The organism is Yoonia sp. KMU-150 (assembly GCF_056858355.1).
Genome location: NZ_JBXEQF010000001.1, coordinates 1,853,661 through 1,877,435 on the forward strand (window position 1 = coordinate 1,853,661; position 23,775 = coordinate 1,877,435).

The window sequence follows — 23,775 nt, forward strand, 5'->3', positions numbered from 1 at the left end:
GCGGCACAGCCCTGACTAGGCTGGCGTGACGGTATGATGGAGTGTGACGATGAAAACTACAACGCGGGTCGCAGTGATCGGCGGCGGGGTCGTGGGGTGTTCGGTGCTTTACCACCTGACGAAACTGGGCTGGTCGGATGTCATGCTTCTGGAACGGTCGGAACTGACATCGGGTTCCACCTGGCACGCGGCGGGCGGGTTTCATACGCTGAACGGCGACACCAACATGGCCGCACTGCAGGGTTATACCATCAAGCTCTACAAGGAGTTGGAGGAGATCACCGGCATGTCCTGCGGGCTGCACCATGTGGGTGGTGTGACACTCGCCGACAACCGTGACCGGTTTGACATGCTGGTCGCAGAACGGGCCAAGCACCGCTACATGGGGCTGGAGACCGAGATCGTGGGGCCGGAAGAGATTGCGCAAATCGCGCCGATCACGAACCTCGACGGTATCGTCGGCGCGCTTTACGACCCGCTCGACGGGCATCTGGACCCATCCGGCACGACCCACGCCTATGCCAAGGCGGCGCGTATGGGCGGCGCGCAGATCGAACTGCATTGCAAGGTGGTCGAAACCAATCAGCGGCATGACGGTACATGGGACGTCGTGACCGACAAGGGCACGATCCACGCCGAACACGTGGTCAATGCGGGCGGGCTTTGGGCGCGCGAGGTCGCGGCGATGGCGGGGATCTATGCCCCGCTGCACCCGATGGAACATCAGTATATCGTGACCGACGACGTGCCGGAAATCTATGAGCGCGACAGCGAGCACCCGCATGTCATGGACCCCGCCGGTGAAAGCTATCTGCGGCAGGAAGGACGCGGGCTGTGCATCGGGTTCTACGAGCAACCCTGCAAGCCCTGGGCCGTTGACGGGACGCCATGGGACTTTGGCCATGAGTTGCTGCCCGATAACCTCGACAAGATCGAGGCGTCGATCGAGTTCGCCTACAAACGTTTCCCGGTGCTGGAACGCTCCGGCGTGAAATCGGTGATCCACGGACCGTTCACATTCGCCCCCGACGGCAACCCGCTGGTGGGGCCGGTGCCGGGTGTGACGAACTACTGGTCCGCATGCGGCGTCATGGCAGGCTTTTCCCAGGGCGGCGGCGTCGGCCTGATGCTGGCGCAATGGATGATCGAAGGCGAGCCGGAGCGTGACGTGACCGCGATGGATGTGGCCCGCTTCGGCCCCTGGATCACGCCGGGCTATACCCGCCCCAAGGTGATCGAAAACTATCAGCGCAGGTTTTCCGTCAGCTACGCGAACGAGGAACTGCCCGCCGCGCGCCCGCATGCAACGACACCGATGTATGATATTTTCAGCGGGTTAGGCGCGGTCTGGGGCCATCAATTTGGGCTGGAGGTGCCGAATTATTTTGCCCAAGGCGACGAGCCGACGTTCGAGACGCCGTCCTTTCGCCGGTCCAATGCCTTTGACGCGATCGGACGGGAAGTGCGCGCCGTGCGCAGCGGTGTCGGCATCACCGAACTGCACAACTTTGGCAAGTTCGAAGTTGCCGGCCCCGATGCACGCCCGTGGCTCGACCGGATCATGGCCGGGCGGATACCCACACCGGGGCGGATCAGCCTGACACCGATGCTGTCGCCCAAGGGCAGGCTGCTTGGTGATTTCACCGTCACGTGCCTCAACCCCGAACTGTTTTCGCTGACCGCGTCCTACGGGGCGCAGGCGCAGCACATGCGCTGGTTCCTGGCCAATCAGAGTGGCGAGCTGCATATCGCCAATGTCAGCGACAGGCTGACCGGATTTTCCATCGCCGGTCCCCGCGCCCGCGACCTGCTGACCGCCTGCACCCGCGACGACACGGGCCTGCGGTTCATGGATGTAGAGACGCTGACGATCGGTCAGGTGGCCTGCACCGTGCAACGGCTGAGTTATACCGGCGATCTGGGGTATGAGATTTACTGTGATCCGATGGACCAGCGGCAGTTGTGGACGACGCTCTGGACCGCCGGGCAATCCTTTGGCCTCACACCCTTCGGGATGCGTGCGATGATGTCGCTGCGACTGGACAAGTTCTTCGGGTCCTGGCTGTCCGAGTTTTCGCCCGACTACACGGCGGCGGAAACCGGAATGGATCGGTTCATCGCGTGGAACAAGGACATTGATTTCATCGGGCGCGCGGCAGCAGAGGCGGAACGGGCCGATCCCCCTGCCCGCACGCTCGTGACGTACAGGGTGGAGGCCGACGATGCCGATGTCGTCGGCTACGAGCCGGTGTTCGTGGATGACAAGGTGGTCGGGTTCTGCACATCCGGCGGCTATGCCCACCATTCCGGTATGTCCATCGCCATGGCTCTGGTCCCGCGCGAATTGGCGACCGACAAAATGACCGCCGAGATCGAGATCATGGGACAGCGCCGCCGCGCCACGCGCATGACGACCCCGCCCTTCGATACCGACGGGACCCGGATGCGCGGATGATCCCGATCCTGATCCCGGCAGCAGGCGCGTCCTCGCGGATGCGCGGGCGCGACAAGCTGCTGGAAGATGTCGGCGGCGTGCCGCTGTTACGCCGCCAGATCGACCGGGCGGCGGCATTGGGCGGTCTGGTCTATGTCGCCCTGCCCGGCCCAGACCACCCGAGGGCACACATCGTTGCGGACAGCGACGCAAGTCCACTGTACGTGCCGCAATGCGGGGACGGGATCGGCGCGACCCTGCGCGACGGCGTGGCGCAGCTTCCGCCCTGCGATGCGTTTATGATCATGCTGCCCGACCTTGTTGCGCTGACGACGGATGATTTGCGCACCATCGTGCAATGCTATGAAAAACGATCCGATATGCTGATCGTCCGGGGTGCCACTGCAAAGGGTCAGGCCGGACATCCGATCGTTTTTCGCACCGAGTTGCGGCCTCTTTTTGCTCAGCTCGACGGCGATACCGGGGGGGCGGCCATCGTTCACGCCCAGCGGGCGCGCACGGCGCATGTCACATTGCCGGACAACCGCGCCGTGCTCGATCTGGATACACCAGAGGACTGGGCCGCATGGCGCGCCGCTAGTGGGTGAGGATCTTGGCCTCGTGCCGCTTGAGCGTCTTGCGCGCTGATCCGAAAGCCCGGAGCGCGCCTCCCGCCTTGGCCAGTTCCGGGAACAACGACAGGATTTCCTCGCGCTGCGCCTGTCCCACACCCTTGAGCGTGTATTCGCCAGGCTGGAAACTCTCGGTCCAGGCCCCGTTCGACAGCACGACCTCGTGCCGGTCGAACATCAGGTGGATGTAGGTGAGACCCGAAACCTCGACCCGGTCGACGCCGTCCAGCGCGGTCAGATGTTTGACCGCCGATAGCACCTCGTTCTCGCCGAAGTGCAGCATCGTGCGCTCGCCGCTCATCAGCAGGCGGTGGTTCGGAGACAAAAGCAGATCGGTTTCCGGCAGGTTCGGGCCAAGTGACCCGGCGCGCACCAGAACAGGCTGCCACGCGGGTGTCGCGGCCAGATCGGTGGCGGACAGGGTCCGACCGCCGATCCAGCGGATTTCCTGAATGCCGTTGTCGCGGGTGAATACCTTGTCGCCGACCTTCAGTTTCTCCACGGCGACCTCGCCCTTCGGCGTCGCGATTGCGGTACCGGGCGTGAAACAGACGATGACGTTCTCGATTTCCGAAAACATGGTGCGACGGGTGATGTTGCCGTTTTCGTCCAGAAATTCGACCACGCCTGCTTCGGGATCGCCCGGCTCGTAGATCACGCGCAGCGGTCCACTGCCGCGCAGGTCAAGCACGTCGATATCGCTGTCGTCTGGGTCTTCGCCGCCTTCGATCTTGTGATTGCCCGCTTCCGTCACATTGATCAGATCGGAGTTCAGACCACCGAAGACGGTATCGTTGTCACCGCCGACGTTGATGATGTCTTCGCCATCGCCACCGAACAGGCGGTCGTCGCCGCTGCCGCCGGTCAGCGTATCGACACCGTCGCCGCCGAACAGTTCATCCTGCCCCTGCCCGCCTTCGAGCGTGTCGTTCCCCGCACCGCCGAACAGATCGTCGTCACCATCGTCGCCGGCCAGCGTATCGTCGCCACCCTGTCCAAAAATCGTGTCCTGACCGTCGCCGCCGGAGATATTGTCGTTGCCCGGCTCGATCGGGGTCACGATACCGTCTTCGATCAGATCGCCGTTCATCGAGAACCCGGAGTTGACCGAGCGCGTCTCCAGCGTGAATTCGATGAAGGTCCGGTCGCTGAATTCCGCGCTGAACCAGGCATCCTGATCGTTTGGCGAATTCTGTTCCGTGCCCGCAGCGGTCACAGATCCCGGTGCTGAGGACACCGCGAGCGACGAATCCGACGACACACCGAAAGCGTCGAAACTGTCGGCGTCGAGCGTGACCGATTCCTGGCTGCCCGGGGAGCTTTGGTCCAGATCGTTGAAGGTCGCGGTGGAGTTGAGCGCGACGGGTTGGCCGGTCGCGGGGTCGTAGAACTCCATCCGGATCGTCGCGGTTTCACCCGCAACGGCCGCATTGTTGTTGCCGTTGAGCAGGATCTCGAAGCCCTGCCCGCCCGTCAGATCGACGCGCAGGTTCGGGTCCGATTTGCTGACCAGCGTCAGGCGCGCCGAAATCGGTGTGCCGTCCTCCAGCTGCGCCACATTGTTGTAGAACGCGACATCGCCGGGCTGGGCGTTGTTGGTCGTATTGAACGCACGGTTCGCGAAACTGAGCGAAAGCGGTGAAGCGTCGTTGCCCGGCGCGGTGCCGACACCGGCATCGCCATAGATGATGTCATCGCCACCGCCACCGCTGATGCTGTCGTCCGCACCCTCGCCCGAAATCGTGTCCTGGCCGTTGAAGCCATTGATCGTATCGTTGCCGGCTGTGCCCTGCAACGTGTCGTCGTTTGGTGTTCCATCAATTGGCGGCATGACATGGCCTTTCGTACGGAAGTGGCAGCAGCGGGCGCAGCGCCCGCAAGCCAGGGATCGGCACCAGACATATAGGAATGCCGCTTCTACCTTTTAACGGGGAATATCGGGCAGTTTGAAGCAGCTTCGGCAAAACCGGCAAATTCTGGGCGGAAACCCACGGAATTGTCATCGGACCCGCGACAATCCGGGCCGTTCCGCGTTTATTGTTTCTTAAACAGAAACAGGGGCCGCGTTTGCGACCCCTGCCCTGCGCCCCGGCGACGAATCGCCCGGGCAAGCTGCATTTCTTTACTTCAGCAGAAGTTTCGCCTCGTGCTTTTTCAGAGCCTTGCGCGCCGACTGGTATCCTTCGAGACCCGTCTTGGTGGCGAGTTCAGGGAACAGTTCCATGATCTCGTTGCGCTGGCTGTTGCCGATCCCCTTCAGGCTGTAATCGCCTGGCTGGAAGCTTTCGGTCCAGGCCCCGTTCGACAGAACGACCTCGTGACGTTCGAACATGAAGTGAATGTAGGTGGTCTGCATGACGTCGACCGCATGGATACCGTCGGCACCCACCATGTGCTTGGCCGCCGCCAGAACCTCGTTCTCCTCGAAGTAGAGCTGTGTCTTGTCGCTTGCGACCAGAACACGGTGGTTCGGGCTGACCAGCATGTCACGCTCCGGCAGTCCGTGACCCAAGGCACCGGCCTTGATCAGCACGGGCTTGAGGTGCGGGTTCTGCACGAGTTGCTTGCCGGACATCTCCTTGTGACCCAGCCAGGCGATTTCCTGGATACCGTTATCACGGGTGATGATGCGGTCGCCGACCTGCAGCTCCTCGACCAGACGCTCGCCTTTCGGTGTGGCGATGGTCGTGCCGGGGGTGAAGCAGGGGATCACGTTCTCGATTTCCGAGAAGGTCATCGTGGTGCCGTCAAGGAAGAACACCGTGCCTGCTTCTGGGTCGCCATCGACATATTCGATCCGGTCGACGTTGGACCCTGTCAGGTCGAGCACATCGATATCGGCACCGTCGGGGAAGCCCGGCGATGGTGGATCTTCACCGCCGACCACGTTGTCGCCGCCGTTGCCGCCGAAGAACGTATCGGAGCCGAAGCCACCGAAGCTCTCGTCGACACCGTCGCCGGACACGATCGTGTCTTCGCCGTCGCCACCGAACAGGGTGTCGTTGCCGTCACCGCCGAAGACCGTGTCGTTGCCGGCATCGCCGGAGACCGTGTCGTCGCCTTCGTCGCCGCGGACCAGATCGTCGCCTGCGCCGCCCGAGATATCGTCGTCACCGCCACGGCCGCGCACGATATCGTCACCGTCGTCACCGCTGAGGACATCGTCCTCTCCGGCACCGCGGATGTCGTCGTCACCGTCGCCACCGAAGATGGTGTCGCTACCGGCCTGACCTTCGAGGATGTCGTCGCCGTCACCACCGAAGAGTTCGTCGTTGCCGGTGCTGCCGATGATGCTGTCGTCGCCCTCTCCGCCAAAGACGGTATCGTCGCCGGTGTTGCCACTGATGAAATCGTTACCGGCTTCACCGAAGATGGTGTCGTTGCCACGACCGCCACGGATCTCGTCGTCGCCGTCGCCGCCTTCGATCAGATCGTCGCCGTCGTTGCCTTCGATGCTGTCGTTTCCGGCACCGCCATAGACGCTGTCGTCGCCATCGCCGCCGCGCAGATCATCCTCGCCGTCGCCACCGAACACGGTGTCGTTGCCGGCATCGCCGCGCACCGTGTCGTCGCCTTCGTCGCCACGGACAAGATCGTCGCCGTCGCCACCAAGGACGGTGTCGTCACCACCACGGCCGCGGACGATATCGTCGCCGTCGTCGCCGCTGAGGACATCGTTGTCCTCGGCGCCGCGGATGTCGTCGTCGCCGTCGCCGCCAAAGATGGTGTCTTCGCCACCCTGGCCTTCGAGGATGTCGTCGCCGTCACCGCCGAAGAGTTCGTCGTCGCCCGTCGCGCCTATGATGCTGTCGTCGCCTTCGCCACCGAACACCGTGTCGTTGCCGGTGCCGCTGTTGATGAAGTCGTCGCCGTCTTCGCCGAAGATGGTGTCGTCGCCGTCTTCGCCCCGGATGGTGTCGTTGCCGACGCCGCCAAAGACCTCGTCGTCGCCGTCACCGCCACGGATGTCGTCGTTACCCTGACCACCGATCAGCGTATCGTCGCCCTCGTCACCGTCGATCACGTCGTCGTCGACGCCGCCGTCGATCACATCGTCGCCGATGCCGCCGAAGATGGTATCGTCGTCGTCACGCCCGAAGATGGTATCGTTACCGGCACCGCCGAAGATCGTGTCACGGTTGTCGTCCGGGGCCACGTCGCCTGCGTCGTCGGGGATGTCGAACGTATCGTTCTCCAGCCCGCCATAGATCAGGTCGTCGCCATCGTTACCTTCGAGGATATCCTCGCCCTGGCTGCCGACGATGGTGTCGTCGCCGTCGTTACCCTGAACGCTGTCGTCGTCGATACCGGCAAAGATCGTATCGTTGCCTGTGCCGCCGAAGATCGTGTCGTCGTCGTCACCGGTGGTGATGATATCGTTGCCCGCGCCGCCGAAGACCGTGTCGAGGTCGTTGTCGGGGAATTGGTCGTTGTCCTGGATCGGCAGGCCGGGGATCGTCGGACCGGGATAGTCGTAATCGGTCGCCGGATCGTCGTGGTTGCCGGTGTTGATGATGTCGTCACCGTCGCCGCCTTCGGCAATGTCGTTGCCGGAGCCGCCGAGCACGGTATCGTCGCCGTCACCGCCGAAGAGCGTATCGTCGCCGCCTTCACCGGCCACGGTATCGTCGCCGTCGCCGCCATCGACGATGTCATCGTCCAGGCCACCCCAGAGATCGTCGTCGCCAGCGCCACCGATCAGCGTGTCATCACCGGCAGAGCCTTCGAGCGTATCGTTTCCGTCACCGCCGTCCAGCGTGTCGTCGCCGGTGCCACCGTTCAGGATATCGTCACCGTCTTCGCCCATGATGTCATCGTCGCCCGACTGACCGTTGAGCGTGTCGTTGCCGGCACCGCCCTTGATCGTGTCGTCGCCGAATCCGCCGTTGGCAATATCGTCACCGTCACCGCCGAACAGGGAGTCGTCACCCTGGTTACCGTTGATGGTGTCGTCGCCGTCGTCGCCGAAGATCGTGTCGTCACCGGCGTTGCCGCTGATGCTGTCGTCATCGGCACCGCCATAGACCTCGTCGTCGCCTTCGCCTGCGTCGATCAGATCGTCGCCTTCGAAGCCCAGGATCAGGTCGTTATCGGTGCCTTCGTCGCCCGGCAGGATACCATCCATGGCGTCCACGATGTCACCGTCGGCATCCACATATGGGATATCGGGGTTGATCACGTCGTCGCCGCTCGTGCCCTGCACTGTGCCGTCGTTGATGCCGGTCACGGTAAAGGTCGCGGTCGCTGTATCGGTGCCGCCGTTGCCGTCGCTGATCGTGTAGTCGACAGAGGTAGTGCGTGTGGCACCCAGCCCCAGATCGTCGAACTCGCCATTGGCGTCGAAGTCGACCGTGCCGTCGGCATTGATCGTGAACAGACCGCCGTTGTCGCCTGCGACAGGTGTGCCCACGCCGCTATCCGGCGCACCGACACCCACGACCGTCAGCGGATCGTCTTCGGGGTCGCTGTCCACACCGTCGCCGGTGTCGTCGGTCAGAACGTTGCCGTCCGTATCGCCCGCACCTTCAGTCAGGGTGACCGTGTAGGTGTTGTCGGTGGCGTCGGGGCCGTCGTTCACGCCGTTTACGGTGATCGTGACGGTGGCGGTATCGCTGCCGCCGTTGCCGTCGCTGATCGTGTAAGTGACAGTGGTGTCGGCGCTTTCGCCGTCGCCCAGTGCCTCGAACTCACCGTTCGGGTCGAAATCGACAGAGCCGTCAGCATTTACGGTCACCAGACCACCGTCGGAGCCCGCAACCGGCGTGCCCACATTTGCAGGATCGCCGTTGACGGCCGTTACCGTCAGCGGATCGCTGTCGGGGTCGCTGTCGGCACCATCGCCGGTGTCGTCGGTGATCGCGTTGCCCAGATCGTCGACGGGAGTGTCCTCGTCGGCGGTATAGGCATTGTCCGTTGCCACGGGGCCATCGTTGGAACCGGTCACAGTGAAGGTCACGTTGGCGGTGGATGTCAGGCCATCCTCGTCGGCGATGGTGTAGCTGACGGTGGTCGTGGCCTCTTCACCCACGCCCAGATCGTCGAACTCGCTATTGGCGTCGAAGTCGATGGTGCCGTCCGCACTGATCGTGAACAGGCCGCCGTTGTCACCTGCCACGGGTGTGCCCACGCCGCTGTCGGGGGCACCCACGCCGACGACTGTCAGATCGTCGCCCTCGGGGTCGCTGTCGACGCCGTCGCCGGTATCGTCGGTGATCGCGTTGCCGTCGACATCGCCCGCATCCTCGTCCTGCGCCACTGTGTAGCTACTGTCGACCGCGTTGGGCGCGTCGTTCACGCCGGTCACGGTGACGGTGACGGTGGTGCTGGAGGTCGCGCCATCGGGATCGGTGACGGTGTAGGTGACCGAAGTCGTCGCCTCTTCACCCTCACCCAAAGCCTCGAAGTCGCGATCGGGATCGAAGGACGCCGTGCCATCGGGGTTGATAGTGAAAGAGCCGCCGTTGTCACCGTCGACCGGCGTGCCGACATTTGCCGGATCGCCGTTGACTTCGGATACCGACAGATCGTCGTTGTCGTTGTCCACGTCTGTGTCGTTGTCGAGCACATTGCCCAGATCGGTGACAGAATCCTCGTCGGTTTCGCCTTCATCGGGCACGGCAACGGGACCGTCGTTCAGACCGTTCACGCGGATGGTCAGCGTCGTGGTCGCTGTGCCGCCGTTGCCGTCGGACACGGTGTAGGTGACGGAGGTTTCCTCGGATTCACCCGGTGCCAGATCCTCGAACTCACCATTGGCGGTGAAGTCGAAGGAGCCATCGGGCTGGATCACGAACAGGCCGCCGTTGGACCCTGCGATGGACGTGCCGACGCCGCTGTCGGGCGCATTCACACCCACGACCGTCAGCGTGTCGCCGTCGGGGTCGATATCCAGACCGGCGTTGTTGTCGGACGGGTTGGTGATGACGTTGCCGTCCACATCGCCCGTCGTTTCGTCCTCGGTGACGATATAGAGGTCGGGGCAGGCAATCGGATCGTCATTGGTGCCGTTGATCGTGAACGTCACGGTCGCGGTGTCTTCCAGACCGCCTGGATCGGTGATGGTGTAGGTGACCGATGTCGTCGCCGTGTCACCTGCGCCCAGATCGTCGAACTCGCCGTTGGCGTCAAAGTCGATTGTGCCGTCCGCGTTGATCGTGAACAGACCGCCGTTGGAGCCTGCAACCACGTTGCCGACATTGGCCGCATCGTCATTTACCTGCGATACGATCAGATCGGCGATGTCGTCGTCCACGTCGCTGTCCGCACCTTCGCCGGTATCGTCGGTGATCGCGTTGCCATCGACGTCGCCTGCGTCCTCATTCTGACCCACGGTGTAGGTGCTGTCGACAGCGACCGGGCCATCGTTCACGCCCGTCACCGTAACGGTGACCGTGGTGGAGGACGTCGCACCCGACGGATCGGTGACCGTGTAGGTCACGGTCGTCGTTGCGGTTTCGCCCTCGCCCAGGCTTTCGAAATCGCCATCGGGGTCGAACGACGCAGTGCCGTCCGGATTGATCGTGAACGATCCGCCGTCGGACCCGTCGGTGGGGGCGCCCACGTTGGCCGGATCGCCATTGACCTCGGCCACGGTCAGGTTCGCGGGATCGTCGTCGGCATCTGTGTCGTTGCCAAGCACATTGCCCAGATCGGTCGGCGTATCCTCGTCGGTCTCGCCGATGTCGGGCACGGCCACGGGGCCGTCATTGGTGCCGGTCACGGTGACGGTCACCGTCGTCTGCGACGTGGCACCATCGGGATCGGCGATGGTATATGTGACGGATGTCGTCTGCTCCGCACCTTCGGCCAGATCGTCGAAGTCGCCGTTGGGATCGAAGCTGGCCGTGCCATCGGCGTTGATGATGAAGGAACCGCCATTGTCGCCGGTCACTGCTGTGCCGACATTGCCGTCGGCACCGTTGACCTGTGTGACGGACAGCGGATCGTTTTCGGGATCGGTGTCGTTGCCCAACACGTTGTCGAGCGTGATCGCCGTGTCCTGATCCGTGTCGTCGGTGTCCATCACGGCCACGGGGCCGTCATTGGTGCCGGTCACGGTGAAGGTCACCGTCGCGGTGTCTTCACCGCCGTTGCCGTCGGAGATGGTGTAGGTGACGGACGTCGTCGCCTCGTCGCCCTCGCCCAGGTTCTCGAAATCGCCATCGGGATCGAACGTGACGGTGCCGTCGGCATTGATGGTCACGGTGCCGCCATCGGCCAGATCGACCGGCTGGCCCACATTTGCAGGGTCGTCCGCGACAGCCGTCACGGTCAGCGTGTCGCCGTCGGGATCGCTGTCTGTGCCGTTGCCGGTATCGCCGGTGATGACGTTGCCCAGTTCGGTCGCGTCATCGTCCTCGTTCGCCGTAAAGACATCGTCGGTGGCATCGGGTCCCTGGTTCATCGGCGTGCCGATGATCTCCTCGATCTCGACAAAGTCGATGACCTCGCCGGTCGGATTGCCGTCGCCGTCGACGAACACGACCTGGCCGTCGATGCCGTTGCCGTTGCTGTCGGGGATCGGGTCGCCGACACCGCCGGGGCCTTTCAGGATAAACTCACCCTGACCGGTCAGGTCGAGCACGTCGTAATCGTCGCCCTCGGCTCCGCCGTCGACAGTATCGCCCGCACCACCGATGATGGTGTCACGATCCGCGCCGCCAAAGATCGTGTCGGCCCCGGCATCGCCGGACAGCAGGTCATCGCCGACCTTGCCGAAGATCTCGTCGTCGCCGTCGCCACCGAAGATGGTGTCGTTGCCGCCCTCACCCGTCGCAGGTGCGGCGGTCGTGAAGAAGTTGATGTCGGACACGTCGACGCGCTGGTCGGTCGTCTCGCCGTTGTCGTAGTCGATCTCGATCCGGGCCACGGGACCCGCGACCTCGAACAGGACAGAGCCGGTCTGGCTGGCCGGTGTGATCCCGTCGCTATCCTCGACACCGCCGGTCACGGTATTGCCGTTCACGATCTGCGAGGCGGATTCCGGCGTGATCGTCACGGCGACCTCGTTGCCCGCGGCGTCGTAGGCGCGCACGGTCACGATGTCGATGTGGTCGTCCGCATCGGTTCCGTTGTCGATGTCGTTGATCCGGAAGGACACGTTCTGGACCTCGTCGCCATAAGCCGCGTCGTTGGACGCAAAGTTCAGCGTGGTGGTCGACGTATTGTCGATGCCGCCTTCACCGCCCAGACCATAAAGGTAGAGACCGGAGTTGTTGGCGAAGTTTTCGCCGGTTTCGGTGTACATCGCGGTATCGCGGATCTCGCCCACGGCACCTTCGTCCTGCTGGCTGAAGCCGACGGTCACGTTCATGCCGCCCACGGCATAGGTCTGGGTCGCGCCCAGGCCGGTGCCCGCGGCTGCGGCAGATGTCCAGTTCAGCGTCAGTTCGTCGACACGCCCGGCGTCGCCTTCTTCGTCGTCGCCGCACAGCACGTCGTTGCCGGTGCCGCCTTCGATCAGGTCGTCGCCCGCGCCGCCGGAAATCTCGTCGTCGCCGGCCTCGCCGAACAGCATGTCGTTGCCGGCGTCGCCGGACAGGCTGTCGTCGCCGTCGTTGCCGTGCATCCAGTCGTCGCCTTCACCGCCATGTGCGGTGTCGTCGCCGGACCCCATCCAGACTTCGTCGTTGCCGTCGCCGCCAAAGGCCACATCGTCACCGGACCCGCCGAAGATCACATCGCGGTCGTCGCCGCCGAAGAGCGTATCGTTGCCCTCGTCACCCGAAAGCCGGTCGTTGCCTTCGCCGCCGTAAAGTGTGTCGTCGCCCTCTTCACCGCCAAGGCGGTCGTTGCCTGCGTCGCCGTGCAGCTCGTCATTGTCGTCGCCGCCCCAGATGGTGTCGTCACCGGCACCGCCGAAGAAGGTGTCGTTGCCCGCGCCGTCGTCCGCGCCGGGTGCATCGTCGATGGTATCGTTGCCGTCGCCGCCGAAAGCCACGTCGTCGCCGTCGCGGCCAATGATGTGGTCATTTCCGGCACCGCCGAACATCGTGTCGTCACCGGCCTGACCGTCGATGAAGTCGTTGCCGTCCTCGCCTTTGATCACGTCGCCGGTATCCAGCGCCTGACCGTCGAGCGTGTAGCTCAGGTTGTCGATGGCACCGGAATTCGCGATCTTCACTTCCATACGTACCACACCGTCGGTGTTGATATGTTGGGTCAGCTTGCCGCCGTCAGCGGTGTGCGCGGTGTCGATCTGACGGATCAGGTTGCCGTTCATATCGTAGAGCTTGATCCAGGCACCATGTTCGATGTCCTTGAAATCGAGCGAGCCGACATGCGCCGGGCCGTCGAATTCGAACACGAATGTGCCGCCACCGGCGTTGTCGTCGGGGTCGGATCCGTCGCGGTCCTCGGACAGGATCAGCACCTTGCCCAAGGTGGCATCGCCCAGATCGTGATCGCCACCGGTCGGATTCGCGGAATCGAAGACCATCACGGGCGTCTTGGGATCGGCGGAATAGATGTGCACGCCGTTGCCCGCATACTGACCGTTCACTAGGTCACCGGTATCCAGATCGTTGAAATCGAGCGTGCCATTGAAGCTGACGCCGCCACCGATCAGTGTGTCGTCGCCTGTGCCGCCTTTGATATTGTCGGAGTTCGCACCGCCGTAAACGACGTCTTTGCCTGCGCCGCCGTCCAAAGTGTCGTCGCCCTTGCCGCCAAGGACAAGGTCTTCGCCGTCACCACCGATTGCGGTGTCGTCACCAAGGCCGCCGACGACCGTATCGTCGTCCAGGCCGCCCCAAAGGTCGTCGTCGCCGTCGCCGCCGAAGACGAGGTCGTCGCCCTTGCTGGCCTCGATCTTGTCGTTGCCGGTGCCGCCGTAGGCCACGTCGTCCCCGTTTCCGGTGAACAGCATGTCGTTGCCGGAGCCGCCATAGACTTCGTCGTCGCCCGCGGCCGAGCGCACGATGTCGTTGCCCTTACCTGCCAGAACGATGTCGTCCTGCGCGCCTTCACCCGGCAGGATCGCATCGTTTGCGTCGATCTTGTCGCACTCGGGGTCGTCCATATATGCGGCGTCGATGGTGTCATTGCCATCGGTGCCCTCGACATAGCCGTCGAGTTCCGCATGCAGGTCGAACGTGATGTCGCTGACGGCGATCGTGCTGGAGGCATGCGCGTGGCTGCTGTTGTCGGCCACGATCCAGAACGACTTGAGCGGACCGGGGATGGTGATCTCGATATCCTGGCTGCCGTCGTCGGCGCCGGGGCCGTTGTACGTGGTCTTGGTGCCCACGACGGTGTTGCCGTTGACGTGGTGATTGCCGGTGACCTCGAACGCGACGGGGACAGGATTCCCGTCTGCATCTTTCGTCATGATGGTAATCTCGTCGGCCTTGTCGACGTCGAGCAGGGTGAACTTGATGTTCTCGACTTCCTTGTCGAAGCGAACGTCCGCACTGGTGTCCTTTGAGACGTCCCAGATCTTCAGCATGCCGTTCTCGACGAACCACTCCTTGCCGACCTTCTGCGGCGTGGAGACCTTGACCTCGACGGACTTTCCGCCGCTTTCCAAAGTGCGTGTCGCGTCGGACCCAAAGTGATCCCAATCAATCTTGAACGTCATCCTGTCGTCTCCTCATCACCACGCGGCGCAGCGCCACGCATGAAACCTGTCTGACCGACGCAATTTGCCCAAGGCGGGCTGTCCACGTCCGTCCACGGTCCCCGAAAGCGGGAACCGCACACTAAACAATTTCTGCAAATCGCGGATATTTCCCGCATTCGGCAGACATCTAAACTTCGCCGGAACACGATTGGTCCTGGCCCGGCTGCCCCAATCAGCCGGAAAGCCCCCCAGTTGGGCATTCACTGATTACTCACTACACGGTGCGATACAAAGCAAAAAGTGAGGGAATCATGCCGTTTTGGACAGGTTTCAGGCGCAATGACCTCACGTAACGTCGGGGCACGGCCCCTCGCGGCGTCTGTATTGTTCACGGATTGTTAACAATGAAACGGAATGATTTCCGATAAACCGCACAAATCAACTCACTATACACGCTATAGGCGAAAAACGGCCAGCCATCTGTTTCGAGATCGGGAACCGGCGGCGCTGTTAACCTAAGGTCAATATTTGTGCAGGCGCGCATTTCGGAACTGCCTGAATTGTTCGCAAAATCGCAAATATCGTCAAAAATCGTGCAGATTGATGCCGGGCCGTTTCAGGATTTGCGCTGAATCGGCCCGGAAAGAATCACATCCGGCACAAATCCGCCGCATATCGGCCCAAAGGGTTAACGCCCGCAAAGGTTGGGTTGGTACCGGTGGCCGGACTCGAACCGGCACAACATTGCTGTCGGGGGATTTTGAATCCCCTGCGTCTACCATTCCGCCACACCGGCCCAATGACCGCGGATGTATGCCAGCGCCGCGGCAGCGTCAATTCCCGATCTGGAAAGCGGGCTAAAGCTGACTGGCCGAAAACGTGTCGCAATCCGCCAGATTGCCGCTTTCCAGCCCACGTGCGAACCAGCGCTGGCGCTGCTCGCTCGTGCCGTGGGTGAACGTGTGCGGCTGCACGGTGCGCCCGGCGTTGCGTGCCAGGGTGTCGTCGCCGATCTGGGCAGCGGCATTCATCGCCTCGGCGATATCGCCGCGTTCCAGCGACCCGAATTTCTCTTGTGCCGCGCGCGCCCAGATGCCGGAATAGCAATCCGCCTGCAGCTCGATCCGGACGGAGATCGCATTCGATTGCGCCTCCGATGCTTGCGCCCGGATCTGGTTGGCCTGCCCCAGAATGCCCAGCTCGTTCTGGACGTGGTGCGCGACCTCATGCGCGATCACGTAGGCCGCGGCGAAATCGCCGCCCGCCCCCAGCCGCTGCTCCATCGTCACGAAGAACGCGGTGTCCAGATAGGCCTTCTCTTCGGGCGGACAGTAGAACGGGCCCGACGCGGCGCTGGCCCCGCCACAGGCCGACTGCGTCGCCCCCTTGAACAGCACAAGCGTCGGCGGGTCATAGGGCTCACCCACCTGACGGGCAAAGATGTCGGCCCAGACCTCTTCGGTATCGGCAAGGGTGACGGAGGCGAACTCCGCCGCGCGTTCGTCGGCTGCGGTGATCTCGACCCCTGCAGGGCTGTCGTTCAGCACATCCGTCGCCTGTCCGTTCAGTAGCGGCGTGACGTCGATGCCAAGGAAATACCCAAGCACCAGAACGACGATCAGCCCGATGCCACCGATACCCCCCGCGCCGCGTGCGGTGCTGCCCCGGCGGCGCCGGTCCTCGATATTGCGGCTGCCCCGCCGTCCGCGCCATTTCATCGCTTTGATCCCCCGCTGTTCGGTTGTACTCTATCCGGCTGAAACCGATGCACAAGGTTGACCCGCCGCGTGCTTCGTGGCCTAAGCGCCGCGACCCCGCCAAGGAACGACCGCCGATGCTGCGCCGCCTTTACGACTGGACCATTTCGCTGGCGCAGTCGCCCTACGCGCTTTGGGCGCTGGCGGTCGTGGCTTTCGTCGAGTCCTCGTTCTTTCCGATCCCGCCCGACGTGCTGATGATCCCGATGATCATCGCAGCCCCGCGCCGCGCTTTCGTCATCGCCGGCATCGCGACGGTCTCGTCCGTGCTTGGCGGCTTGTTCGGCTACGTGATCGGGGCGTTTCTGTTCGACACCGTCGGGCAGCCGATCTTCGACTTCTACGGCAAGGCGGACGCAGTCGCGGAATTCAGCGCCAGTTTCAACCAGTACGGGGCCTGGGCGGTGCTGATCGCGGGGATCACGCCGTTCCCCTTCAAGGTCATCACGATCATGTCCGGTGTCACCGGCCTGTCGCTGTCGGTCTTCATCATTTCCGCCGTCATCGCGCGGGCGCTGCGGTTCTTCATCGTCGCGGCCCTGCTGTTCCAGTTCGGCGCACCGATCCGTGATTTCATCGAGAGACGTCTGGGTCTTGTGTTCATCGCCTTTTGTGTGCTGTTGATCGGCGGCTTTGTCGCAGTGGGGTATCTATGACACATCGCACTTTGACCATTCTCGCAGCCGGTGGGTCCGCGGCCCTGCTGATCGGGGCGTATCTTTTCCAATACGCGGGCTACCCGCCGTGCCAGATGTGTTACTGGCAGCGGTGGCCGCATTTCGCGGCAATTTTCGTTAGTGCAGTGATCCTTGCCACAGGCACACGCGGCCTCGCCTGGCTTGGTGCGCTGGCCGCCGCGATCACAAGCGGCATCGGCGTCTTTCACACCGGGGTGGAGCGTGACTGGTGGGAGGGTCCCGCCTCCTGCACGGGCGGGGGTGACCCGCTGTCGGGCGATCTTCTGTCGACCGAGGGCCCCCGGCTCGTGATGTGCGATCAGGTGAGCTGGGAGTTTCTGACCCTGTCGATGGCCAGCTGGAATGCGCTTTTCTCTGCCGCGCTGATGATCCTGTGGATCATGGCCGCCCTAGCGCCGCGTCGATAGCAGCAAAGATGTCTCCGATCGCGTGATCCCGTCGATCCGGCGGATGGTGACCAGCACCCGGTCGAAATCCTCCAGCGTGGCGGTGCCGATTTCCGCGATCAGATCCCAGGTGCCGTTGGTGGAATGGATGGCCTGCACCGCAGGCATGCCGCGCAGCGTTTTCGAGATCGTCTGCGCCCCGCGCCCGACGATCTCCAGCATCATCAGCCCCCGGACCGGATGGGTCGTCACATCCCCGCGGGTCAGAACCGTGAAGCCCGCGATTTCGCCGCCTGCCTGCAACCGGTCCATCCGCGCGCGCACGGTGGCGCGGGTGATCCCCAGATCGGCGGCCAGTTCGGACAGCGTCGCACGCCCGTTCCGGCGCAAAAGCGCGATCAGCTGATTGTCCACTTTGTCCATTCCGGTCGCCCACTCTGTCAAACAGACCGTCCTTATGCACAAATTGCTGGCTTCACCCAAGCCCGTTTCGCGGCATACTGCGGCCATGACAAAGCATGACCCAAACACACATTGTATTCTCATCGGGGCTCCGGTCGACTGCGGCAAGCGGCGGCAGGGCTGTCTGATGGGCCCCGACGCCTACCGCACCGCGGGAATCGCAGACGCGATCGGCGATCTGGGCCGCACCGTCACCGACATGGGCAACCTGACCCCGGCCGAAGTTGACGTGCCCGAACCGCGCAATCCCTTGGTGCACGATCTGGCCCGCACCGTCGGCTGGACGCAGACGCTCATGGCCGCGGCGCAAGAGGCCGCACCCCAAGGCATGCCGATCTTCCTGGGCGGCGATCACGCGCTGGCCGCCGGCACCGTCGCGGGCATGGCGGCGCACGCCGACAGGCTGGGCAAGCCGTTCTTCGTGCTCTGGCTCGACGCCCACACCGACATCCACACCCCCGACACCACCGACAGCGGCAACCTGCACGGCACGCCCGTGGGCTATTTCACCGGGCGCGACGGCTTCGACGCTTTCCCGCCCCTGCCCGTGCGCGTCGACCCCGCCAACATCTGCATGATCGGCCTGCGCTCCGTCGATCCGGCGGAAAAGGCCGCACTCGACGGCACCGACGCCACGCTGCTCGACATGCGTTCCATCGACGAGAACGGGATCGCGGCCCCCTTGGCCGCCTTTCTCGACCGGGTGGCAGAGGCCGGCGGCGTCCTGCACGTCTCGCTCGACGTCGATTTCCTCGACCCCTCCGTCGCCCCCGGCGTCGGCACCACCGTGCCGGGCGGTGCCACCGTGCGCGAGGCGCATCTGATCATGGAAATGCTCTGCGACAGCGGCGTCGTCGGCTCGCTCGACCTCGTCGAACTCAACCCCTTCATGGACGACCGTGGCAAGACCGCCAACCTGATGACCGACCTCACCGCCTCGCTTCTGGGTCGCCGGGTGTTCGACAGGCCGACGCGCAGCACACGCACATGATCCGCAATATCCTGCAAGCCCCCCGCGCCGTGGTCATGATCCGCCCGCACGCGTTTCACCCGAATGCGGAAACGGCGGTCGACAACGCCTTCCAGACCGACGCGGCGGACGATCCCCTGACCATCGCGAACCGCGCGCGGGATGAATTCGACGCCGCTGTCGCCACGTTGCGCGCGGCAGGTATCACCGTGCACGTCTTTGACGACACCGGTGAAAGCGATACCCCCGACAGCGTGTTTCCCAACAACTGGTTTTCCACGCACCCCGGCGGGCAGATCGGGATCTACCCGATGTATGCCAAAAGCCGCAGGCGCGAACGCCGCGCCGATGTGACCGACATGCTCAAGCGCGCCTACCGGGTCGAAACCGTCTATGACTACTCCGGACTGGAACAGGACGGTCTGGCGCTCGAAGGCACCGGCGCCATGGTGCTCGACCATATCGGGCGCATCGCCTACACCGTCACGTCGAACCGCGCGCATCCCATCGCGCTGGAACGGTTCTGCACCCATTTCGTCTATGAACCCATCGCTTTCGGTGCCGCCGACAAGGGCGGACAGGCGATCTATCACACCAACGTGCTGATGTGCATCGCCACCGATTTCGCGCTCGTCGGGTTGTCGATGATCACCGATCCGGCACGCCGCGCCATCGTCGTGCAGCGCCTTCAGGAAACCGGGCGCGACGTCATCGACCTGACCGAGGCGCAGATCGCCGCTTTCGCGGGCAATGCCATCGAACTGACGGGCGACAGCGGTCGCATCCTCGTGCTGTCCGAAACCGCGCATGCCAGCCTGACCGCGGCCCAGAAGGCGCTGATCGGCGAAAGCGCGGCGCTGACCCCGATTTCCGTTCCGACGATCGAACATGCCGGCGGTTCCGCCCGCTGCATGATCGCCGGGATTCACCTGACACCAAGACCGGAACACCACTGACATGATGAAACCTTCGAAACTGGCCATGGTGCCCTTCGTCTCTGTCCAGAACATGATGAACTTCGTACACGAGATCGGCGTCGAGACAGTTCTGCGCGAACTGGCCGAAGAGATAGAGGCCGACTTCAAACGCTGGGAATTGTTCGACAAGACACCGCGCGTCGGCTCCCACTCCGATGTCGGGGTGATCGAACTGATGCCCACTTCGGATGGCGAGATGTATGGCTTCAAATACGTCAACGGCCACCCAAAGAACATGGCCGAAGGCCTACAAACCGTCACCGCCTTCGGCCTGCTGGCAGACGTCTATTCCGGCTATCCGCAGCTGTTGTCGGAAATGACGTTGCTCACCGCCCTGCGCACCGGTGCGATGTCGGCGGTGGCGACAAAACACCTCGCCGGACCCGACGCCACCACCATGGCGATGATCGGCAACGGCGCGCAGTCGGAATTCCAGACGCTCGCGATGAAGGCCGTCTGCGGCCTTCATGAAGTGCGGCTCTATGACATCGACTCGGCGGCCACCGCGAAATGCGCGCGCAATCTGGCAGGCAGCGGCCTGCGGGTCGTATCCTGCAAGACACCTGAGGAGGCCATCGAGGGCGCGCAGATCATCACCACTGCCACCGCCGACAAGGACATGCAGACGATCCTGACCGACAACATGGTCGGCGCCGGTGTGCACATCAACGCCATCGGCGGCGACTGTCCCGGCAAGACCGAACTGCACCGCGATATCGTCGACCGCTCCACCGTGTTCGTCGAATACCCGCCGCAAACCCGGATCGAGGGCGAAATCCAGCAGTTTAACGACGACTACCCGGTGAACGAGCTTTGGCAGGTCATCACCGGTCAGATCGCTGGTCGCACTTCGGCCAGCGAGGTCACCCTGTTCGACGGTGTCGGCTTCGCGATCGAGGATTTCTCGGCGCTGCGCTATGTCCACCGCCGGATCAGGGACACGCCGCATTACACCGAACTCGACATGATTGCCGACCCGGACGATCCCCGCGATCTGTTCGGGATGCTGCAACGCGCCAAGGCCTGATCCGACGGCGATGTGCCGCCCCGACCACTCGGGGCGGTTTCGGCCATTGCGCCCTATATCCGGTGTCTGATAGTGTCTGCCCAACAAGATAGAGCAGACACATCAGCGCGAGGCACAAGGCGTGAGCGACACACCCGAAACCCCTGATAACGCAGACGAAACACCCGACGCGCGCCCCGTCTATGACGGCCCGTCCGTGACCATCGAACACGAGTTGAAGAACTCGTATCTCGACTATGCGATGTCGGTGATCGTCAGCCGTGCCATTCCCGACCTGCGCGACGGCCTGAAACCGGTGCATCGCCGCATTCTTTTCGCGATGCACGAGACCGGCAACACCCACGACAAACCCTACCGCAAATCCGCCCGCCCCGTGGGCGATGTGATGGGCCAGTACCACCCGCACGGCGATAGCGCGATCTACGACGCGCTGGTGCGGATGGCGCAGGATTTCTCCATGTCGCTGCCGCTGCTCGACGGGCAAGGCAACTTCGGGTCCATGGACGGCGATAACCCCGCCGCCATGCGCTATACCGAGGTGCGGATGGACCGCCCCGCCGCCGACCTGCTGGCGGATATCGACAAGGACACCGTCGATTTTCAGGACAACTATGACGGCAAGCAGCAGGAACCCACCGTCCTGCCCGCCCGCTTTCCCAACATGCTGGTCAACGGCGCGGGCGGTATCGCGGTCGGTATGGCCACCAACATCCCGCCGCACAATCTGGGAGAGGTGATCGACGCGACACTGGCATTGACCGACAACCCCGATCTGTCCTCCGAAGATCTGATCGAGTACGTCCCCGGCCCCGACTTCCCGACCGGCGGCATCATGCTGGGCCGCTCCGGTGCGCGGAAGGCCTATCTGGAAGGACGCGGATCGGTCGTGATCCGCTCGAAAACCCATATCGAGGAATTGCGCAAGGACCGCTGGGCCATCGTCATCGACGAAATTCCCTATCAGGTCAACAAATCCACCATGGTCGAACGCATCGCCGAGGCCGCCCGCGACAAGAAGATCGAAGGCATCGCCCACGTGCAAGACGAGACCAGCCGCACCGGCGTGCGCGTGGTCGTGGAACTCAAGCGCGACGCGACGGCAGAAGTGGTGCTGAACCAGCTGTTCCGCTTCACCCCGATGCAGACCTATTTCGGCTGCAACATGCTGGCGCTGAACGGCGGCAGGCCCGAACAGCTGACGCTGCGCAGTTTCCTGACGAACTTCATCGATTTCCGCGAGGATGTCGTCGCGCGCCGCACCGCCTATCTGCTGCGCAAGGCACGCGAGCGCAGTCACATCCTGTGCGGTCTGGCCGTCGCCGTCACCAATATCGACGAAATCGTCGCCACGATCCGCTCCTCCGCCGACGCGGCAGAGGCACGCGAAAAGCTGATGACCCGCCGCTGGCCGGCCCAGCCGATCCTCGAATATATCGCGCTGATCGACGATCCGACGCACACGGCGAACGAGGACGGCACCTATAATCTGTCCGAAACGCAGGCCCGCGCGATCCTGGAACTGCGCCTGCAGCGCCTGACCCAGATCGGCGTGAAAGAGGTCACCGACGAACTCAAGGACCTCGCCGACAAGATTCGCGAATATCTTGAAATTCTGGGCTCCCGCGAACGGATCATGCAGATCATCCGCGACGAGTTGACCGAGGTGCGCGAGAAATACGCCGTGCCGCGCCGCACAGAGATCGTCGACTGGTCCGGCGACATGGAAGACGAGGACCTGATCGAGCGCGAGGATATGGTCGTCACCGTCACCTCCGGCGGCTATATCAAACGAACCGCACTGGCCGACTTCCGTGCACAGCGCCGCGGCGGCAAGGGCGTGGGGTCCATGGCCACCAAGGAAGAGGATGTCGTTACCACCCTCTTTGTGGCCAACACCCACACGCAACTGCTGTTCTTCACGACCGACGGCATGGTCTACAAACTCAAGACATGGCGCCTGCCGCTGGGCAGCCGCACTGCCAAGGGCAAGGCCATCGTCAACATCCTGCCGATCCCTACCGGCGTTTCCATCGCCGCGATCATGCCCGTGGACCGCGACGAGAAGGACTGGGACGACCTGCAGGTCGTCTTTGCGACCGACGCGGGTACCGTGCGCCGCAACAAGCTGTCGGATTTCACCAACGTCATGCGCAACGGCAAGATCGCCATGAAGTTCGAGGGCGAAACCGCTGATTACAAACTGATAAACGCGCGCGTCGCATCGAACGACGACGATGTGATGCTGGTCACCAATTCCGGCCGCGCGATCCGGTTCCCGGCAACGGATGTGCGCGTCTTCAATTCGCGCTCCTCGGTCGGTGTGCGTGGCATCAAGCTGGGCGACGGTGACAAGGTCGTCTCCATGTCGATCATCCGTCACTTCGAGGCGGACCCGGCGGAACGCGCCGCCTACCTCAAAATGCGCCGCGCCATGGCGGGCCTGACCGACGACGCGGAGAACGAGGATGAGGAAGAGGTGCCTGCCGGCGACCTGTCCACCGAACGTTATGCCGAAATGTCGGCGGCGGAAAACCTGATCCTGACGATTACATCAAAAGGGTCCGGTAAGCTGTCGTCCTCACACGATTATCCCGTCCGGGGCCGCGGCGGCTTGGGCGTGATGGCGATGGACAAAGCGATGCGCGGCGGCGATCTCGTTTCCTCTTTCCCTGTGGACCTCTCCGACCAGATCATGCTGGTGACATCCACCGGCCAGTCGATCCGCGTGCCGGTCGACGGGATCAGCTTTCGCTCGCGCTCTGCTGGTGGCGTCAAGGTGTTCGACACCGCCAAGGGCGAACACGTCGCCTCTGTCGCCTGGATCGCCGAGGCCGACGAAGAAGACACAGGTGACGCGCCCGAATAGTGGTGC

The 23,775-nt window shown here is 63.4% G+C and carries 12 protein-coding genes and 1 tRNA gene; 8 read left to right on the forward strand and 5 right to left on the reverse strand.

The genetic code is table 11. From position 1 onward, the window contains the following. Positions 1-49: 49 nt before the first annotated feature. Both AC04PH_RS09180 and AC04PH_RS09185 read left to right on the forward strand, forming a co-directional pair. Complete coding sequence (locus AC04PH_RS09180; protein WP_483065443.1) at positions 50-2,455, forward strand: GcvT family protein; 2,406 nt, start codon at positions 50-52, stop codon at positions 2,453-2,455. Then, positions 2,452-3,042, forward strand: coding sequence for a nucleotidyltransferase family protein (locus AC04PH_RS09185; RefSeq protein WP_483065444.1), 591 nt, complete (start codon positions 2,452-2,454; stop codon positions 3,040-3,042). The genes AC04PH_RS09180 and AC04PH_RS09185 overlap by 4 nt, the downstream gene beginning before the upstream one ends. Here AC04PH_RS09185 and AC04PH_RS09190 read toward each other — a convergent pair. The 4 genes from AC04PH_RS09190 to ypfJ all read right to left on the reverse strand — a co-directional run bounded on the left by AC04PH_RS09190 (position 3,032) and on the right by ypfJ (position 16,344). Then, on the reverse strand, positions 3,032-4,897 hold the full coding sequence (locus AC04PH_RS09190; RefSeq protein WP_483065445.1) for a Hint domain-containing protein: 1,866 nt from the start codon (positions 4,895-4,897) through the stop codon (positions 3,032-3,034). The two genes, AC04PH_RS09185 and AC04PH_RS09190, sit on opposite strands and share 11 nt — an antisense overlap. A gap of 291 nt (positions 4,898-5,188) precedes the next feature. Beyond that, positions 5,189-14,644 (reverse strand): Ig-like domain-containing protein, encoded by a 9,456-nt coding sequence (locus AC04PH_RS09195; protein ID WP_483065446.1) that lies wholly within the window; start codon positions 14,642-14,644, stop codon positions 5,189-5,191. Between the two features lie 692 nt (positions 14,645-15,336). Then, positions 15,337-15,422 (reverse strand) — tRNA-Leu (locus AC04PH_RS09200). Positions 15,423-15,483: 61 nt separating this feature from the next. Further along, positions 15,484-16,344 (reverse strand): KPN_02809 family neutral zinc metallopeptidase, encoded by an 861-nt coding sequence (gene ypfJ, locus AC04PH_RS09205; RefSeq protein WP_483065447.1) that lies wholly within the window; start codon positions 16,342-16,344, stop codon positions 15,484-15,486. Positions 16,345-16,460: 116 nt separating this feature from the next. On the opposite strand from ypfJ, the gene AC04PH_RS09210 reads away from it, so the two are divergent. Next, positions 16,461-17,039, forward strand: coding sequence for a YqaA family protein (locus AC04PH_RS09210; RefSeq protein ID WP_483065448.1), 579 nt, complete (start codon positions 16,461-16,463; stop codon positions 17,037-17,039). Continuing rightward, positions 17,036-17,488, forward strand: a complete 453-nt coding sequence (locus AC04PH_RS09215; protein WP_483065449.1) for a disulfide bond formation protein B — start codon at positions 17,036-17,038, stop codon at positions 17,486-17,488. The genes AC04PH_RS09210 and AC04PH_RS09215 overlap by 4 nt, the downstream gene beginning before the upstream one ends. Here AC04PH_RS09215 and AC04PH_RS09220 read toward each other — a convergent pair. Further along, positions 17,471-17,890 (reverse strand): Lrp/AsnC family transcriptional regulator, encoded by a 420-nt coding sequence (locus AC04PH_RS09220; RefSeq protein ID WP_483065450.1) that lies wholly within the window; start codon positions 17,888-17,890, stop codon positions 17,471-17,473. The two genes, AC04PH_RS09215 and AC04PH_RS09220, sit on opposite strands and share 18 nt — an antisense overlap. Before the next feature lie 85 nt (positions 17,891-17,975). Here AC04PH_RS09220 and rocF point away from each other — a divergent pair, with 85 nt between their 5' ends. From rocF to gyrA, 4 genes are all read left to right on the forward strand, one after another. Next, positions 17,976-18,920, forward strand: a complete 945-nt coding sequence (rocF, locus tag AC04PH_RS09225; RefSeq protein ID WP_483065451.1) for an arginase — start codon at positions 17,976-17,978, stop codon at positions 18,918-18,920. Next, entirely contained in the window at positions 18,917-19,855 is a 939-nt protein-coding gene (ctlX, locus tag AC04PH_RS09230) for a citrulline utilization hydrolase CtlX (RefSeq protein WP_483065452.1), read from the forward strand. Before rocF ends, ctlX begins: the two co-directional genes overlap by 4 nt. Before the next feature lies 1 nt (position 19,856). Further along, positions 19,857-20,903, forward strand: a complete 1,047-nt coding sequence (locus AC04PH_RS09235; protein WP_483065453.1) for an ornithine cyclodeaminase — start codon at positions 19,857-19,859, stop codon at positions 20,901-20,903. Between the two features lie 121 nt (positions 20,904-21,024). Then, positions 21,025-23,769 carry a DNA gyrase subunit A gene (gene gyrA, locus AC04PH_RS09240; RefSeq protein WP_483065454.1) on the forward strand — a complete coding sequence of 915 codons (2,745 nt, stop codon included), beginning with the start codon at positions 21,025-21,027 and terminating at the stop codon, positions 23,767-23,769. Positions 23,770-23,775 lie beyond the last annotated feature (6 nt).